Consider the following 15,674-nt stretch of genomic DNA (forward strand, 5'->3'; position numbering starts at 1 on the left):
ACCTGGAAGATCGGCGCTTCTTCGTCCTTGTTGATGGCGACGATGACGCGGCTGTCCTTCATGCCTGCCAGATGCTGGATCGCGCCGGAAATGCCGACAGCGATGTAAAGCTCCGGTGCAACAACCTTGCCCGTCTGGCCAACCTGCCAGTCGTTTGGCGCATAGCCCGCATCGACTGCCGCACGGCTGGCACCAACCGCCGCACCGAGCTTGTCAGCAACCGGCAGGATCACTTCCTGGAACTTCTCAGCCGAACCAAGTGCACGACCGCCCGAGATGATGATCTTGGCCGAGGTCAGTTCCGGACGGTCCGAAGCCGACAGCGCATTGCCAACAAAGCTAGACAATGCTGGATCGGCAGGCACAGTTGCACTTTCAACCGCAGCCGAACCGCCATCGCCGGTGGCCTGGAAAGAGGCCGTGCGCACCGTGATCACCTTCTTGGCGTCGGTGGACTGGACAGTCTGGATCGCATTGCCTGCATAGATCGGACGCTTGAACGTGTCTGCCGATACGACTTCCATGATTTCCGACAACTGCATCACATCGAGAAGTGCTGCAACGCGCGGCAGGATGTTCTTGGCCGAGGTCGTCGCCGGAGCGATGATCGTGTCGTAATTGGCGGCGAGTGCCACGATGAGCGCTGCCGTTGGCTCAGCCAGACGGTTTTCCAGCGCATCGCTTTCAGCCAGCAGAACCTTGCGCACGCCTTTCAGCTTGGCAGCAGCATCGGCTGCCGCCTTTGCGCCCTTGCCTGCAACCAGAATATCGACATCGCCGCCGATCTGGGCGGCTGCCGTCAGCGCCTTTGCCGTCTGGTCCGAAAGGGTTGCATTGTCATGTTCGGCAAAAAGAAGAATAGCCATTTATCGTGTCCCTTCCGATTTCTTAGATGATGCCATCAGCTTTAAGCTTCTCGACCAGCTCGCCAACCGAGCCAACCTTGACGCCAGCCTTGCGGCCACCCGGTTCTTCGGTCTTCAGGACCTTCAGGCGCGCTGTGATATCGGCACCGAAATCGGCAGGCGACTTCTCGTCCAGCGGCTTCTTCTTTGCCTTCATGATATTTGGCAGCGATGCATAGCGCGGCTGGTTCAAACGAAGATCAACCGTGACAATCGCCGGAAGCTTCACATCGATGGTCTGCAGACCGCCATCCACTTCGCGCGTGACCTTGGCCGAACCGTCGCCCAGTTCCACTTTCGAGGCAAAGGTTGCCTGGCTCCAGTTGAGAAGCGCCGACAGCATCTGGCCGGTCTGGTTGGCATCGTCGTCAATGGCCTGCTTGCCGAGGAAGACGAGGTCTGGCTTTTCCGCATCGACCACGCCCTTCAAGACCTTGGCGACGCCGAGCGGCTCGACCGTCTCGTCGGTCTTCACCAGAATGGCGCGATCCGCACCCATGGCAAGTGCCGTGCGCAGTGTTTCCTGCGCCTGTGCCGGGCCGACCGATACAGCCACAATCTCCGTGACCTTGCCAGCTTCCTTCAGGCGGATCGCCTCTTCAACCGCAATCTCGTCGAACGGGTTCATCGACATCTTCACATTCGAAAGCTCAACGCCTGATCCGTCGCCCTTAACGCGGATCTTAACATTGTAATCGACGACACGTTTTACTGCGACAACTGCCTTCATGGGACTAACCTTTCCTTGCGGCGAACCGGATCGTCGTAACGATATATCGGAGCCGGTTCGCAATAACTATTGGACGGACGATCAGAGGCGCGCGCGCTTGGCTTCCGGATCGTATGGCGATTCCTCGATCACGCGGGCCTTGCGCATCTCACCCAGAACCGGGATTTCCAGTTCCGTGCCCGGCACGCCAAGCTCGACCGGCAACAGCGCCAGCGCGATATCGTGTCCGAATGTGTAGGAATAGCTGCCCGAGGTGACCCGCCCCACCAGCTTGCCATCATGGTAGACACCCTCGCAGGTCAGCGTGCTGGCGCCATCGGTTTCAACCGCAAGCGTGACGGAGCGGCGCTTGATGCCGCGTTCCTTTTCCTCGACCAGCGCCTGCCTGCCGATGAAATCGCCCTTGTCGAGACGGATGAACCGGTCGAGGCCGCTTTCCCAGGCGCTCAGCTCGGTGTTCATGTCGCGGTACATGGCGCGATAGGACTTGTCGAGACGCAGCGATTCCAGCGCATGCAGGCCGATAAGGCGCAGGCCGTGCTCCTTGCCGGATGCGAGCAAGGCTTCAAGCAGATGCCGCTGATAGGCCAGCGGATGATAAAGCTCCCAGCCCAGTTCGCCTTCATAATTGACGCGCAGCAGGCGCATATCGCTGGCAAGGCCGACCGTTCCAGACTTGATGCCGAACCACGGGAACGCCTCGTTCGACAGATCAATTTCGGTAAGCGACTGCAACACGCCACGCGCCTTCGGCCCGACGATGGTGAAGCAACCCCGATCATTGGTCACATTGCGCAGGGTGACGCTGCCGTCCTTCGGCAGCAGCTTCGACAGGTCGTCGAAGTTCCAGCGTTCGGCGCGCGGGGTGGAGATCATATAGAAAGTGCCGTCATCGAGACGCGACACCACATATTCAGCCTGCACGCCGCCCTTCTTGGTCAGATGATGCGCAAGGTTGACGCGACCAATTTTCGGCAGGCGGTTGGCGAGAATGCCGTCGAGCCAGGCTTCCGCGCCGGGACCGCTGACCTCGAATTTGGTCATCGGCGTCATTTCGACGAGGCCGACCGCATTGCGGACCGCTTCAACTTCCTCGCCAACATATTTGCCCTTTTCCGTCCAGCGCCAGCTATACTGATCCTTGGCCTCGACGCCCTTAGGCGCGAACCAGTTCGGCATTTCCCAACCATTGAGGCAGCCCCAGACAGCGCCCAGTTCCGTCAGGCGGTCATAGGACGGCGCGGTTTTCTGCGGGCGAGCGGCGGGCATATCCTGCCCCGGATAATGCTGTTCGGCATGGGTGCCCCAGGATTCGCGCACCTTTTCGCGGGTCCAGTTCTTGTTGGCGTAATCGCCGAAACGACGCGGATCGAGTTCGGACGTATCGATGCTGTTGCCGCCCTCCACGATACGCTCCGAAAGATAATAGCCGATTGCACCGCCCCACAGGATGCCGCCCGGAACGCCTTCGGCCAACCAGACATTGTCCAGCCCCCAGGCCGGACCGACCAGCGGCAGTTCATCCGCCGTCATCTGGAACGGTCCGCGCACGTTGGCCTTGATGCCGACGCGACCGAGTGCGGGAACCATCTCGATGGCCTGCTCCCAGTTCCACGAAACAGAATCGAAATCCTCTTCCAGAAGATCGGCGCCGAACCATTCCGGCACGCCGTTTTCAGCAAAGAGCTTCAAGTGTTCCGTCTTCTCATAAGGGCCGAACATCAACCCGTCGCCTTCCTCGCGCAGATAGCCCTCAAAGCCCTCATCGCGCAGGATCGGCATTTCCGGCAGGCCCTGACGCTTGCGCTCGATCACTTCCGGCACCGCATCGGTGATCCAGTACTGATGGATGATCGGGATCGCCGGAATGTCGAGGCCAAGCATCGCCCCGGTCTGGCGGGCGTAGTTGCCAGTCGCCGAGATGATATGCTCGCAGATGATGTCGCCCTGATTGGTCTTCACCTTCCACTCGCCGCTTGGCAGACGCTCGAAACCGTTGACCTGCGTGTTGAGATGAATCTTCGCGCCTCTGTCGCGTGCGCCCTTGGCAAGCGCCATGGTGACGTCGGCAGGCGCGATATGACCGTCATCCGGGTGATAGAGCGCGCCCAGCATGTCATGATTGTTTTCAAGCAGCGGCCACAATTCGCGGGCGCGTGCCGGAGAAACCAGCTCGGCGCGCAGGCCCTGCACTTCGGCAACGCTCATATAGCTCTTATATTCGTCCAGCCGGTCGCGCGTGTTGGCAATGCGCAACTGGCCGCATTTGTGCCAGCCGACATGCTGGCCGGTCTCGGCTTCCAGACCTTCATAAATCTCGATGGATTTGTTGATCATGCGGCCGATATTGATGCTGCGCGCATAGGACGGGATCAGGCCTGCCGCGTGCCATGTGGAACCGGCGGTGAGCTGCGTTCGTTCCAGAAGAACGACATCCGACCAGCCCCGCTTGGCCAGACCGTAAAGAATGGAGGCGCCGACGCAACCTCCCCCGATGACAACCGCGCGCGCATGAGTCTGCATTCCAAGTTCCCTTCCAATATATGATTTGGAGATTGCCGAAGCGTCGCTCCCGGCGACAATACGGACTCCTTTCTGCGTTACATTACAGAGGGTTCTGCGCCCTGTGAGCTTGATAAAAAATCCGCGAAGATATAACTTCAGATTATGCATAGACTCCGCTCGCTCATCCCCTCGGCCAATTACCTCTTCGTGTTTGAGGCGGCGGCCCGACGGCTGAGCTTTACGGCGGCAGCGGAAGAGCTGAATGTCAGCCAGCCAGCGGTGAGCAAGACGATCAAGCTTCTGGAAGAAGCCACCGGATTGAAGCTTTTCCGGCGCGAGCGCAGCCGTCTGGAACTGACGGCGGAAGGCCAGCGGCTTTATCGCGAAACGCAGGAAGCATTCGACCATCTGCACATGGTCATCTCGTCCATGCGCAAGAAACACTCGCGCGATATCATCCGCGTGTCGTTCTCGGCATCCTTCGTGCAACTATGGCTTTTGCCACGCCTGAAAGGGTTCAAGGAAAAGCATCCGGATGTGGCGCTGCGCATCGAAGAAAGCAGTCGCGACGATCAGGATTTGCTTGAAGAAGATATCGACGTTTCAGCGCGTCTGGGGAGAGGCAAATGGCCGGGCATCCTCGCCTGGCCCTTCGTGACGGAGGAAGTCTGGCCGGTTTGCAGCCCCTCATATCTGAAGGAGCGCGGACAGATCGAGGAAGCGAGCGATCTTCTGAACCACACGCTGCTGCATTTCGAGGAGCGCCACCGCTCGCGGCTTGGCTGGCGCGAATGGCTGGAACGTTCCGGCGTACCAAACCCGCGCATTGAACAGGATTTCGTCTTTACCGACGCGCTCAGCTCCATCGAGGCTGCGGTGCAGGGACAAGGCGTAGCACTTGGCTGGAAACACCTCGTCCATGATCATATCGTGGCCGAACGGCTTGTGCCCGCCACTCATATTTTTCATCGGTCCGGCGATACGATCCATCTTGTCATGCCCGCCCAGCGCCCGCCAAAGCGGGGGGCTGAACTGTTCCGCGACTGGCTTCTCGAACAGGGCGCAGACGCGGAACTGGATATATAGGCCCTCGGCCTATTGCGCGAAAACCACCGTCTTGTGCCCATTGAGCATGACGCGGTTTTCCAGATGCATCTTTACCGCCCGCGCAAGAACCCGGCTTTCGATATCGCGCCCGGTGGCGACGAAATCTTCCGCGCTCATGGAATGCGTGACGCGCTCGGTTTCCTGCTCGATGATCGGGCCTTCGTCGAGGTCCGGCGTCACATAATGCGCCGTTGCACCGATCAGCTTCACGCCGCGCTCGAAAGCCTGATGATAGGGCTTTGCACCCTTGAAGGATGGCAGAAACGAATGGTGGATGTTGATGATCTTGCCGAACAGGCGGTTGGACAGATTATCCGATAGCACCTGCATATAGCGTGCGAGGACGACCAGATCGGCCTGCGTCTCACGCACCAGATCGATCAGGCGGGCTTCCTGCTCGGCCTTGTTGTCCTTGTTCACGCCCCATGAATGATAGGGAATGCCCGCACTTTCCGCCGTTTCGCGGCTATCTTCATGATTGGAGACGATGGCAACGACCTCGGCATTCAGCCAGCCGACGCGGATCTGATAGAGAAGATGCAGCATGGCGTGATCAAATTTGGACACCATGAGCACGATCTTCGGCTTGCGGCTGGCATCGGCCACCGCGAATTTCATGCCGAACCGCTCGCCTGCCGGTTTCAGTGCATGCTCAATCGCCTCACGCGACATGCCAAGCGGCGCGCTGAAAGCAATACGCATGAAAAAGCGGTTGGTCAGCCTGTCGCGAAACTGATTGCTTTCCACGATATTGCCACCGATGGCCGCCAGTTCCGTGGTGATGGCCGCCACGATGCCGGGCTTGTCATCGCAATCGAGCGTGAGGACAAAAAGGGCTGGTTCGACGGCGGCGACAGAGCGCACCTTCGCGGGCATGTCGTTCATGGTGGTTCCTTAAGACTGATCAGTCGTTCTTGGGAGGCTTTCCGAAAGCGTATTCACCGACCTTCGGCACGAAATGCGGGTGCTGATAACCGGCAGGCTTGTCACCGACCGAAACGCCGGTGTTGAGAATGCCCGCCTGATAATCCGGCGCAAAAAGCGAATAGGGATAAGTGGACTGAAGGGCGCTTGCACCCTCCAGTCTGGCGCGCAACTCATCCGGAATTGTGAATGCGAGCGCGCCCAGATTGTCGTCGAGCTGTGCAAGCTTGCTTGCGCCGATAATGGCTGCCGCAATGCCCGGCTGTGTCACCACCCAGTTGAGGGCTACCTGCGCCATCGGCTTGCCCATAGCATCTGCAACCTCGGCCAGCGCCGTGACGATGCGGGTGTTACGTTCGGTGAACAGCCCCAGCCCTTCGGCATTGTCGCGGTTCAGGCGGCCTTCGCCGCCCGCGCGATATTTGCCCGACAGAAGCCCCATGGCCAGCGGGCTCCATGCGGTGATGCCAAGGCCGAGATTTTGACCAAGCGGCACGAATTCCTGCTCGATGCTGCGCTCGACCAGCGAATAAGGCAGTTGAAGGCTGATCGGCTGCGAAAGCGCATGCGCTTCCGCCCAGGTTTGCGCCCGCGCCGCATACCAGGCAGGCACGTCGGAAAGGCCGCAATAGCGGATTTTACCCGCGCGGATCAAATCATCGAAGCCGCGCATTACCTCTTCCACGGGGGTCATCCCGTCCCAGGTATGCACCATATAGAGATCGATATAATCGGTCTTCAGTCGCTTCAGCGACTGGTCGACCGCCCGCATCATGTTCTTGCGGCCATTACCGCCGGCATTGGGATTGCCCGGCTGCAAATTGTTCGAATATTTGGTCGCAATGACCACGCGATCCCGTGCGCCAGCTTCCGCGACAAACTTGCCGACCAGTGTTTCGCTGAGACCTGCGCCATAGGAATCCGCCGTGTCGATGAAATTACCGCCCGCTTCCAGATAGCGGTCGAAAATGGCCCGCGCATTGTCCTCGTCGGTGCCCCACGACCCGCCGATCCCCCTGATCCCGGCATTGCCGAATGTCATCGTGCCAAGCGCCAGACGGCTGACACGAAGACCGGAACGACCGAGAAGGAAATAGTGATCGAGCGCCATGGCGGCACCTCCGCAAAATGCCATTATGCAGGTGGTTGCGGATGCGGCGGTCAGCCGCCGCATCCGGTCATGATGATGGGATTACTCGATGAGCTTCGGCGCACCGGTGTCACCGGCGCTTTCATCGAGACCGTAGGACTTCAGGATTTTGGCAATCGTGCCGTCCTTGTGCATTTCCTCGATATTGGCATCGAGTGCCGCACCGAAATCCGTCGCGCTCTTGGCATAAGGCAGGCTTGCCTGCGCCGCTTCCTTGGTGGCGCGGATGCGCGGATCGGGCTGCGCAACCTCGACCTTGATATCCTTGAGCGTGCCATTCTTGGCCGCATAGGCACCGGTCGAATAGCCGTCGATGCCGATGTCGATGCGCCCCGATGCGAGATCCTGATGCATGTTCACGGAGTTCGGGTAAAGGCGCAGTTTCGCACCCAGAAGTTTCTTGGCATCGGTGACCCAGAGATAGCCCTGAACGGTGCCGACATTCTTGCCGACCAGTTCCTCGACAGTCTTGGCGCCATCCTTGGAATAAAGACCCATCTGGTCCTTATAGAGCGGATAGGAAAGGTTCATGACCTTGGCGCGTTCGGCGGTGCGATACCAGTCGCCAGTGGTGATATCGGCCTGACCCGACAGCACATACTGGATGGCCGCAGCCGGATCGACGGCGACCGGCTTGACGGTCAGGCATTCACGCTTGGCGAATTCGGTTGCGATATCGCCATCGAGACCCTTCAGCTTGCCGCTTTCATCCATGAAGGAATGCGGTGCATAGGTGGTGACGGCAATCGTCAGCGTGCCCGGCGTGATGGTCTTGAACTCATGCTTCGGCTTGCAATCCTCTGCGAACGCTGCCGAAGACAAGCCCATAAGCAATGCGGCGCCGAGAACACCTTTACGTATCATCCCATTTTTCATCTGCTACTCCCCTTTATTGTTGTGGGCATTTATTGTTGCGTTGGGTTTTATCGGGTGGCGTAAGCGGATGAGCGCTTCTCCACATAGGAAACGATCCATGCTGCCGGAATGCAGATCGTGGCATAGAGCAAGCCGGCCAGCAGCAAGGCAGGCATATAGCGGAACGTGTTGGACCCGATTTCGTAGGCATTGCTGACGAGTTCCGGCAGGGCAATCGTGAAGCAGAGCGACGTGCCCTGAAAAATCAGGATCGCGAAGCCCAGGAGAGCCGGAAGCGCCACGCGCAGAGCCTGCGGCAGCAGGACAAAGCGCAGTTCGTCAAGCGCATTGAAGCCCATCGCCTCTGCCGCCTCGCGCTGGCCGTGATGGATCGATTGCAAGCTCGCGCGGATGATCTCGCTGGTATAGGCTCCCGTATTCCAGGCCAGCGCCACCACGGCAGCAGAAAACGAGGTCATCGTCAGACCGGTCGCAGGCAGGCCGAAATACATGAACTGCAACAGCACCAGCGCGGGAGCCCCGCGCCCGATCTCAACCAGAAACAGGCTCAGATAGCGATTGAAGCGCGATTTTGCACCGACGCCCAGCGCCAGCAACAGCCCGAGCGGAATGCCGATGGCGAGGCTCAGCGCTGCCACCTGCAAGCTGACTTGCAACCCGCCGAGCAGCGCGGGCATCCATTCGTAGAATTCTTCAGAGGTCGGGAACATCAGCGCGCCACCTTTGCTCTCAGATAGCTGTCGGCAGAGCGCGACAGCCATGCGACGGGGAGGCTCAGGAAAATGTAGAACAGGCCGACCAGCGCGAAGACCTCGATGCCCTTGAAGGTAAGCTGCGACACCTGATTGCCCCGGAAGGCGAGGTCAGCGACACCGATGGTCGAGGCAACGGCGGTTTCCTTCATCAGCCCGATCAGATAGCTCGCCGCCGATGGCAGCGCGACACGAAAGGCCTGCGGCGCAACCACATCGACCAGCGTATGGCGGGTGCCGAAATTCAGCGCCGTCGCCGCTTCCCACTGGCCATGGTGAAGAGAGGCCAGCGCGCCGCGATAAATTTCAGCCATATTGGCCGATGCGATCAGCCCCAGACCGATCAACGCCGCCACAAACGGATTGATCGGCATGATGCCCATGCCAATGCCGAAGAAGATGATGAACAGCCAGAGGATCGGTGGCAGGGCGCGCACGATCTGGATCAGCACGGCCGCGATCCACCGTACCGGCGCGAGACGTGCCTGACGCGCGGCGAGAAGCGGGACGCCGAGAATGCAGCCGATTGCGAAGGAACCCAGCGTCAGCGCTATGGTCCATGGCAGGCCGCTCAGGATGAGGAGAACATTGTCCGCTGTCATCGGTCATGCACCGCACGAAGAAACCGCTTCGTGCGTTCCTCTTGCGGATTGCGCATGACATCCTTCGATGCGCCCTTCTCGATGATGCGCCCATCGGCCATGATCATGACCGTATCGGAGACATTTTCCGCGAAGCCCATTTCATGGGTCACCACGAGCATGGTCATGCCGCTTTCGGCAAGCTCGCGCATGACGGCAAGCACTTCAAGCCCCAGTTCAGGATCGAGCGCCGAGGTCGGCTCGTCGAACAGCATCACCTGCGGATTGAGCGCCAGCGAGCGCGCGATGGCGATGCGCTGCTGCTGACCACCCGAGCAACGGCCGGGATATTGCGTTGCCTTGTCAGCAAGACCGACGCGTTCGAGAAGCTGGATCGCCCGCTCCTCGGCTTCTGCGCGGCTGCGGCCCAGAACACGTTCCTGCGGCAGGCTGACATTGCGCAGAACACTCATATGCGGGAACAGATTGAACGACTGGAACACCATGCCAACCGTATTGCGCAATTCCTTCAGCTGCGCAGTACGCGGCGCCTGCGTGGCGTCGAGCTTCACCTTGCCGACCGTCAGGAGACCGCCATCCGGCCTTTCCAGATAATTGATGCAACGCAGAAGTGTGCTCTTGCCCGAGCCGCTGGGACCGATGATTGCCAGCACTTCGCCTTGCGCAACTTCCAGATCGATATTCTCAAGGACGAGATGCGCCCCGAAATGTTTGCTCAACCCCTCAAGGCGTATGAGTTTCGATGCGGAGGCAGGCGCATTTTCCACGCCAGCAGACCCTGACACCAAAGTCGGTCGCATTGCGTTCAATAACCGCACTCCCCTTTTTTATCGTTCATCGCGACAGTCCCATCTTTACGCGGATGCAGACCGGAAATACCTGCAAGACACGCTGGATCTATGCTCGTTCTGGCGGAACCTTGATTATTTATTATGCCGCCGACGTTCCCTTTATCTTCATCACGATAGTGACCGCTGGAAAGAATACAAAGGCAAAAAATGTCTACGACTTCATAACTCTTAGTTATGAGGTCATGCCTCTGACTACAGATCCTTGCCCAGCCGCAACCCGTCATAAATGGCCGCATGGGTGTTACGGGCCGCAACGGCATCGCCAATCCGGTAAAGCTCGAAAGCGCCTTGCGCGTTTCTGACAACGGCCTGTTTGCGCCCCTCGATCAGGGCGTCGTAATCCACCGCGCCGAGGTTGCGGGATAGGGGTTTCAGCTCGAAATACAGTGCATCCATCGGACGTGTACCATCATTGATGACGATCTGGTCAAATTCGCGCTCGCTGGCAGGCGCGCCATAATCGCTGCCGATCCGCGCAACGAGCCGGTTGCCGTCGCGGTGAATGCCTTCCAGCCGATAGCCGACGGTGAAGGTGACACCCTTCTTTTGCAGGCTGCGCATATAGGGCACGAGGTTCATGCCCATAACTTCCGGTGCGAATGTGCGGTCGGCAGTCATGATCTCGACCTTGCCGCCCGCATTGGCGATGAATTCCGCGGCCTGAAGCCCGGCATGATCTCCCGCCTCGTCAAAGACCAGCGCATTGGTACCGGGACGCACATCACCGGAAATGATGTCCCAGGCGGAAACGGCAAGCTCGTTGCCCGCGCCAAGCAGGCTCATTTCCGGCATGCCGCCGGTCGCGATGATCGCCACATCCGGCGCTTCCGCCGTTACCGTGTCGGCCTCGGCCCAGGCATTGAAGCGGAAATCGACGCCGAGCTTTTCGCACTGCGCCATGCGCCAGTCGATGACGCCCATCATCTCGCGCCGACGCGGGCTTTGCGCTGTCAGCCGCACCTGTCCGCCCGGCTGGCTCGCTGCCTCGAAGACAACGACCTTATGGCCGCGCTCGGCGCTGACGCGCGCGACTTCCAGCCCGGCGGGACCGGCACCGACCACCACGATGCGGCGGCTTTGTTCAGCCTTGTTGACGACATGCGGCATCGAGGTCTCGCGACCCGTGGCGGGATTATGAATGCAATAGGCTGCACCGCCCTGATAAATCCGGTCGAGGCAGTAATTCGCGCCGACGCAGGGGCGGATTTCCTCTTCCCGCTTCTCAAGGATTTTGCGCACGATATGCGGGTCGGTCATATGGGCACGCGTCATGCCGACCATATCGAGTTTGCCGGATGCAATGGCATGGCGCGCTGTTGCCACATCCTGAATCTTGGAGGCATGAAACGTCGCCATTCCGGTGCTGGACCGGATTTCGCCCGCGAAATCCAGATGCGGTGCACTCGGCATGCCCTGAATGGGAATGACGTCGGTCAGACCGGCGTCGGTTTCAATATGGCCGCGAATGACATTGAGAAAATCGACCAGACCGCTGTCCTTCAGCCTGCGGGAAATCTCCAGTCCATCCGCACGCGTCAGGCCGCCTTCCAGCGTCTCATCGGCCACATAACGAATGCCGACCAGAAAATCCGGGCCGACCCGCTCGCGAATGGCGCTCAAAACCTGAAAGGAAAACCGCAGCCGGTTGTCGAGCGAACCGCCGTAATCTCCATCAAGCTCATTGGTCAGCGGCGACCAGAACTGGTCGAGCAGGTGGCCATAGGCCTCCAGTTCCAGACCGTCGAGACCGGCGGCTTTCATCCGCTCCGCCGCATCGGCATAATCGCGGATGATGCGCTCGATATCCCAGTCTTCGGCCCGCTTGGGGTAAGCGCGATGGGCCGGTTCGTGCTTTGCCGTTGACGAGACGGAGGGCAGCCAGTCGCCCTTGTCCCAACGGGTGCGGCGACCGAGATGGGTAAGCTGGATCATCACCGCCGCGCCATGCTCATGGCACTCATCCGCCAACATTCGCAACCAGGGCACAACCTCGTCCTTATAAGCCAGCACATTGTTGAAGGCAGGCGGACTGTCCTTCGACACCGAGGCGGAGCCCGCCGTCATCGTCAGTGCGATACCGGCCTTGGCCCGTTCGACGTGATAGGCGCGATAGCGCTCCTTCGGCATGCCGTCGTCTGCATAGGCTGGCTCATGCGAGGTGAGCATGATGCGGTTACGAAGCGTCAGATGCTTGATGGTAAGCGGCTGCAACAGCGGATCGGCTGACATTTCGATCGTTCCCATTTGTTGTTTTCAACAAGGCTAGCTAGAAATGTACATAACTGTCAATTTAATAATCATTGCTGTCATTTTACCGTACAAAGCTGTTTAGTCTTCTTGCCAAATGCCGACTGTCTGGTAGAACTGACGCCATGGAACAACCGGTGACAAACGAAACGGGGTGGCGCGGATCGCCCGACCTCTGGCTGGAAGCGGCTTATGATGCGCTGATCGAAAGCGGCGTGGAGGCCGTGCGCATTTTACCGCTGGCCAAGCGGCTCGATCTGTCACGCACCAGTTTCTACTGGTTCTTCAAGGACCGCGAAGAGCTGCTTGATGCGCTGGTCAGCCGTTGGCGCGACAAGAACACCGGGGCGCTTCTCAAACAGACGGGAGCCTATGCAGAGACGCTTGAGGAAGCGGTTCTCAATGTTTTCGACTGCTGGCTCGACCGGGATGTTTTCGATCCCGCATTCGAATTTGCGGTGCGCAGTTGGGCGCTGCAATCGGTGCAGGTGGAAGAGGAAGTGCGCGCCGCCGATGCGAGCCGTCTGGCCGGTCTGGCGCGCCTGTTCGAGCGGTTCGGTTTTGAACCTGTGGTTGCCGATGTTCGCGCCCGCACGCTTTATCTGGTGCAGATCGGTTATATCTCGATGCGCACGCAGGAAGACACCGCATTGCGACTGGCGCGCATTCCGCATTATGTGGCGGCCTTCACCGGCAAAGCCCCGTTGCAAAAAGAGATGGATCGCTTTCTGGCGCGCCACGTCGCGCCCCAGTAAGGATCTCCTGATCCGGCTAACTTCGATGGGCCATTTCAGGCTTTTACCCGGCGAATAGTCTTGGCAATTCCGGTCGGTCACAGGCCCGATTATCTGTCAACTTCCTGTCATACACACGTCATGCAATCCGAATAGAAGCGGCGAAACCGTTCAGATTGCAGGCAGATGTTACATAGTCGTCCACTATCCGCAGATATCGCCGTTCAGACAGCTGGCCTCAGGCTTGCCTATGGTCCGGCGACTATTCTGAACGACATCAGCCTCACGCTTCCCAAGGGCCAGACCCTTGCGTTGCTCGGGCCGTCCGGCTGCGGAAAGACGACGCTTCTGCGTCTCGTGGCAGGCCTGCTCGAACCAACCAAGGGTTCCGTCACCATCAATGGCGTCACGGTTGCGGATGCCGACAGCCGCAACTTCATTCCGCCGGAAAAGCGCCATCTCGGCATGGTGTTTCAGGATTATGCGCTCTGGCCGCATATGACCGTCTTCGGCAATGTCTCCTTTCCGCTCGAAATGCGCGGCGTCAATCGTGCCGACCGGGAAAAGCGCGTCGCCGCCGCGCTGGATCGCGTGGGCCTTTCCGGCTTCGGCAATCGCTCCATCAGCGACATGTCCGGCGGGCAACAACAGCGCGTGGCGATTGCCCGCGCCATTGTCGCGGAGCCCGGACTGGTTCTGTTCGACGAACCGCTGTCCAATCTCGACCGTGAATTGCGCGAGAACATGGTCACGGAAATCGGCCAGCTGGTTTCCAATCTCGGCCTGACGGCCATCTATGTCACCCACGATCAGAGCGAGGCTTTTTCGCTGGCCGATCAGGTTGCCGTCATGCGCGGCGGCGTGATCGAACAGCTCGCAGCGCCCGAACAGCTGGTTGCCCAGCCGAAGACGCCAGAAGTCGCCGATTTCCTGCGTCTGGGATGCGTCGTGCCGGTCGAACGTTATAACGACGCCTATCGCATCACCCGCACCGATATCCGCATCGCCCACAATACGGGAGCGGATGCTGCCCAGAATGCAGCCACACATGTGCTTCTGCCATCGCGGTCGGTGCGCAGCGTGCCGCTCAATGACGAGGCGATCCCGGCCACCGTATTGCGCAGCCAGTTTCGCGGTGACGGACATCTGACGACGGTCCGGATCGGCATGGAAGATGCCGGACATGAACTGACCTATCTCGACGGTATTCGCCTGTCGCCGGGTGTTCCCGTCGGCATCGCCATCGATCCGGGCCAGCTGCGCTGGTTCTCGAAGTAAGACCCATTACAGGCAACATCTCAGGAGCTACAGATGAAGAAATCGATCCTCGGTGCCAAAGTCGCGGCAGGCTTTGCGCTCATGACCGCACTCTTCGCGAGCACAGCGGCTTATGCCGATATCACCGTCTATTCCGCCGGTCCCGGCAGCCTGATTGAAAAGCTCGCCACGGGCTTTACCGCCAAGACCGGCGCGAAGGTCAATGTCTTCCAGGCGACGACCGGCAAGATCATGGCCCGCATCGAGGCCGAAGCCGCCAATCCGGTGGTGGACGTGCTGATTTCGGCATCCTGGGACACGGCGACCGATTTCGCCAAGCGCGACTGGCTGGTCGCCTATACCAGCCCCAATGCCGAAAAAGTGCCGGATTTCCTGAAGAACGAAACCGCCGTCGCACAGGGCGTTTCGGCGCTCGGTATCGCATGGAACCCGGCCAGCAAGACCCCGAAGCCGACCGAATGGGCCGATCTCGCCAAGCCTGAATACAAGGATCTGGTGAACCTGCCCGATCCGGCACAGTCGGGCGCAAGCTTTGAGCTGGTCGCCGCGCTTCAGTCGACACAGGGCTGGGATCTGTTCAAGAATCTGCACGCCAATGGCGCAACCGTTGCCGGCGCCAATGCCGAAGCGCTGAACCCTGTACTTCAGGGCGCCAAGGCAGCCGTGTTCGGCGCGGTCGATTACATCTCGCTCGCAGGCAAGGCCAAGGGTGAATCGATCGATGTGATCTTCCCGGCTTCCGGCACGGTTGTTGCGTCGCGCCCGGCCATGATCCTGAAATGGTCGAAGAACCAGGACGAAGCCAAGCAGTTCATCGATTACATGCTGTCCGACGAAGGCCAGAAACTGGTTGCCGCAACCTATCTGATGCCATCGCGCACCGACATTCCTGCCAATCGTCCGCTGATCAACGACCTCAAGGTCCTGACCATCGACGCCAAGGAAGTCTACGGCAAGCGCACTGAAACGCTGAAGGAATTCGGCGCGATTTTCGCAGCCAGCAATTAAGAAGC

At 59.5% G+C, this 15,674-nt stretch carries 14 protein-coding genes; 4 read left to right on the forward strand and 10 right to left on the reverse strand.

What is annotated here, in order from left to right:
- From ACTJKP_RS14145 to ACTJKP_RS14155, 3 genes are all read right to left on the reverse strand, one after another.
- Positions 1–866, reverse strand: an 866-nt coding sequence (locus tag ACTJKP_RS14145) for an electron transfer flavoprotein subunit alpha/FixB family protein (RefSeq protein WP_440629270.1), incomplete at its 3' end; no start/stop codon positions are given.
- 22 nt (positions 867–888) lie between these two features.
- Positions 889–1,635 carry an electron transfer flavoprotein subunit beta/FixA family protein gene (locus tag ACTJKP_RS14150; protein WP_440631093.1) on the reverse strand — a complete coding sequence of 249 codons (747 nt, stop codon included), beginning with the start codon at positions 1,633–1,635 and terminating at the stop codon, positions 889–891.
- An 81-nt stretch (positions 1,636–1,716) separates the two neighbouring features.
- A complete protein-coding gene (locus ACTJKP_RS14155; RefSeq protein ID WP_440631094.1) occupies positions 1,717–4,158 on the reverse strand; it encodes a GcvT family protein in 2,442 nt (813 codons plus the stop codon).
- A 144-nt stretch (positions 4,159–4,302) separates the two neighbouring features.
- On the opposite strand from ACTJKP_RS14155, the gene ACTJKP_RS14160 reads away from it, so the two are divergent.
- Positions 4,303–5,226, forward strand: a complete 924-nt coding sequence (locus ACTJKP_RS14160) for a LysR substrate-binding domain-containing protein (protein ID WP_440631095.1) — start codon at positions 4,303–4,305, stop codon at positions 5,224–5,226.
- A gap of 9 nt (positions 5,227–5,235) precedes the next feature.
- On the opposite strand, the gene purU is transcribed toward ACTJKP_RS14160, so the two are convergent.
- From purU to ACTJKP_RS14195, 7 genes are all read right to left on the reverse strand, one after another.
- Positions 5,236–6,132, reverse strand: coding sequence for a formyltetrahydrofolate deformylase (gene purU / locus ACTJKP_RS14165; protein ID WP_440631096.1), 897 nt, complete (start codon positions 6,130–6,132; stop codon positions 5,236–5,238).
- 19 nt (positions 6,133–6,151) lie between these two features.
- Entirely contained in the window at positions 6,152–7,282 is a 1,131-nt protein-coding gene (locus ACTJKP_RS14170) for an aldo/keto reductase (RefSeq protein WP_440631097.1), read from the reverse strand.
- An 81-nt stretch (positions 7,283–7,363) separates the two neighbouring features.
- Positions 7,364–8,197, reverse strand: a complete 834-nt coding sequence (locus tag ACTJKP_RS14175) for an ABC transporter substrate-binding protein (RefSeq protein ID WP_078338139.1) — start codon at positions 8,195–8,197, stop codon at positions 7,364–7,366.
- A gap of 47 nt (positions 8,198–8,244) precedes the next feature.
- Positions 8,245–8,907 carry an amino acid ABC transporter permease gene (locus tag ACTJKP_RS14180; RefSeq protein WP_078338140.1) on the reverse strand — a complete coding sequence of 221 codons (663 nt, stop codon included), beginning with the start codon at positions 8,905–8,907 and terminating at the stop codon, positions 8,245–8,247.
- Positions 8,907–9,551, reverse strand: coding sequence for an amino acid ABC transporter permease (locus ACTJKP_RS14185; RefSeq protein WP_138786239.1), 645 nt, complete (start codon positions 9,549–9,551; stop codon positions 8,907–8,909). The genes ACTJKP_RS14180 and ACTJKP_RS14185 overlap by 1 nt, the downstream gene beginning before the upstream one ends.
- The gene (locus ACTJKP_RS14190; RefSeq protein ID WP_113534320.1) at positions 9,548–10,360 is read right to left on the reverse strand and encodes an amino acid ABC transporter ATP-binding protein; all 813 of its coding nucleotides are present in this window, start codon (positions 10,358–10,360) and stop codon (positions 9,548–9,550) included. Before ACTJKP_RS14190 ends, ACTJKP_RS14185 begins: the two co-directional genes overlap by 4 nt.
- 234 nt (positions 10,361–10,594) lie before the next feature.
- Positions 10,595–12,631 carry an oxidoreductase gene (locus tag ACTJKP_RS14195; RefSeq protein ID WP_440631209.1) on the reverse strand — a complete coding sequence of 679 codons (2,037 nt, stop codon included), beginning with the start codon at positions 12,629–12,631 and terminating at the stop codon, positions 10,595–10,597.
- Between the two features lie 143 nt (positions 12,632–12,774).
- On the opposite strand from ACTJKP_RS14195, the gene ACTJKP_RS14200 reads away from it, so the two are divergent.
- From ACTJKP_RS14200 to ACTJKP_RS14210, 3 genes are all read left to right on the forward strand, one after another.
- Positions 12,775–13,404 carry a TetR/AcrR family transcriptional regulator gene (locus ACTJKP_RS14200; protein ID WP_440631098.1) on the forward strand — a complete coding sequence of 210 codons (630 nt, stop codon included), beginning with the start codon at positions 12,775–12,777 and terminating at the stop codon, positions 13,402–13,404.
- 165 nt (positions 13,405–13,569) lie between these two features.
- On the forward strand, positions 13,570–14,661 hold the full coding sequence (locus tag ACTJKP_RS14205; RefSeq protein WP_440631099.1) for an ABC transporter ATP-binding protein: 1,092 nt from the start codon (positions 13,570–13,572) through the stop codon (positions 14,659–14,661).
- A 33-nt stretch (positions 14,662–14,694) separates the two neighbouring features.
- Complete coding sequence (locus ACTJKP_RS14210) at positions 14,695–15,669, forward strand: ABC transporter substrate-binding protein (protein ID WP_440631100.1); 975 nt, start codon at positions 14,695–14,697, stop codon at positions 15,667–15,669.
- The last annotated feature ends 5 nt before the right edge of the window (positions 15,670–15,674 follow it).

The organism is Brucella sp. 22210, from assembly GCF_052045675.1.
GTDB lineage: Bacteria > Pseudomonadota > Alphaproteobacteria > Rhizobiales > Rhizobiaceae > Brucella.

What these genes read in the sequence shown, in the direction of transcription:
- ACTJKP_RS14150 (WP_440631093.1), bottom strand. Translation starts at nt 1,635, where the DNA reads ATGAAGGCAGTTGTCGCAGTAAAACGTGTCGTCGATTACAATGTTAAG.
- ACTJKP_RS14155 (WP_440631094.1), bottom strand. Translation starts at nt 4,158, where the DNA reads ATGCAGACTCATGCGCGCGCGGTTGTCATCGGGGGAGGTTGCGTCGGC.
- ACTJKP_RS14160 (WP_440631095.1), top strand. Translation starts at nt 4,303, where the DNA reads ATGCATAGACTCCGCTCGCTCATCCCCTCGGCCAATTACCTCTTCGTG.
- purU (WP_440631096.1), bottom strand. Translation starts at nt 6,132, where the DNA reads ATGAACGACATGCCCGCGAAGGTGCGCTCTGTCGCCGCCGTCGAACCA.
- ACTJKP_RS14170 (WP_440631097.1), bottom strand. Translation starts at nt 7,282, where the DNA reads ATGGCGCTCGATCACTATTTCCTTCTCGGTCGTTCCGGTCTTCGTGTC.
- ACTJKP_RS14175 (WP_078338139.1), bottom strand. Translation starts at nt 8,197, where the DNA reads ATGAAAAATGGGATGATACGTAAAGGTGTTCTCGGCGCCGCATTGCTT.
- ACTJKP_RS14180 (WP_078338140.1), bottom strand. Translation starts at nt 8,907, where the DNA reads ATGTTCCCGACCTCTGAAGAATTCTACGAATGGATGCCCGCGCTGCTC.
- ACTJKP_RS14185 (WP_138786239.1), bottom strand. Translation starts at nt 9,551, where the DNA reads ATGACAGCGGACAATGTTCTCCTCATCCTGAGCGGCCTGCCATGGACC.
- ACTJKP_RS14195 (WP_440631209.1), bottom strand. Translation starts at nt 12,631, where the DNA reads ATGTCAGCCGATCCGCTGTTGCAGCCGCTTACCATCAAGCATCTGACG.
- ACTJKP_RS14200 (WP_440631098.1), top strand. Translation starts at nt 12,775, where the DNA reads ATGGAACAACCGGTGACAAACGAAACGGGGTGGCGCGGATCGCCCGAC.
- ACTJKP_RS14205 (WP_440631099.1), top strand. Translation starts at nt 13,570, where the DNA reads ATGTTACATAGTCGTCCACTATCCGCAGATATCGCCGTTCAGACAGCT.
- ACTJKP_RS14210 (WP_440631100.1), top strand. Translation starts at nt 14,695, where the DNA reads ATGAAGAAATCGATCCTCGGTGCCAAAGTCGCGGCAGGCTTTGCGCTC.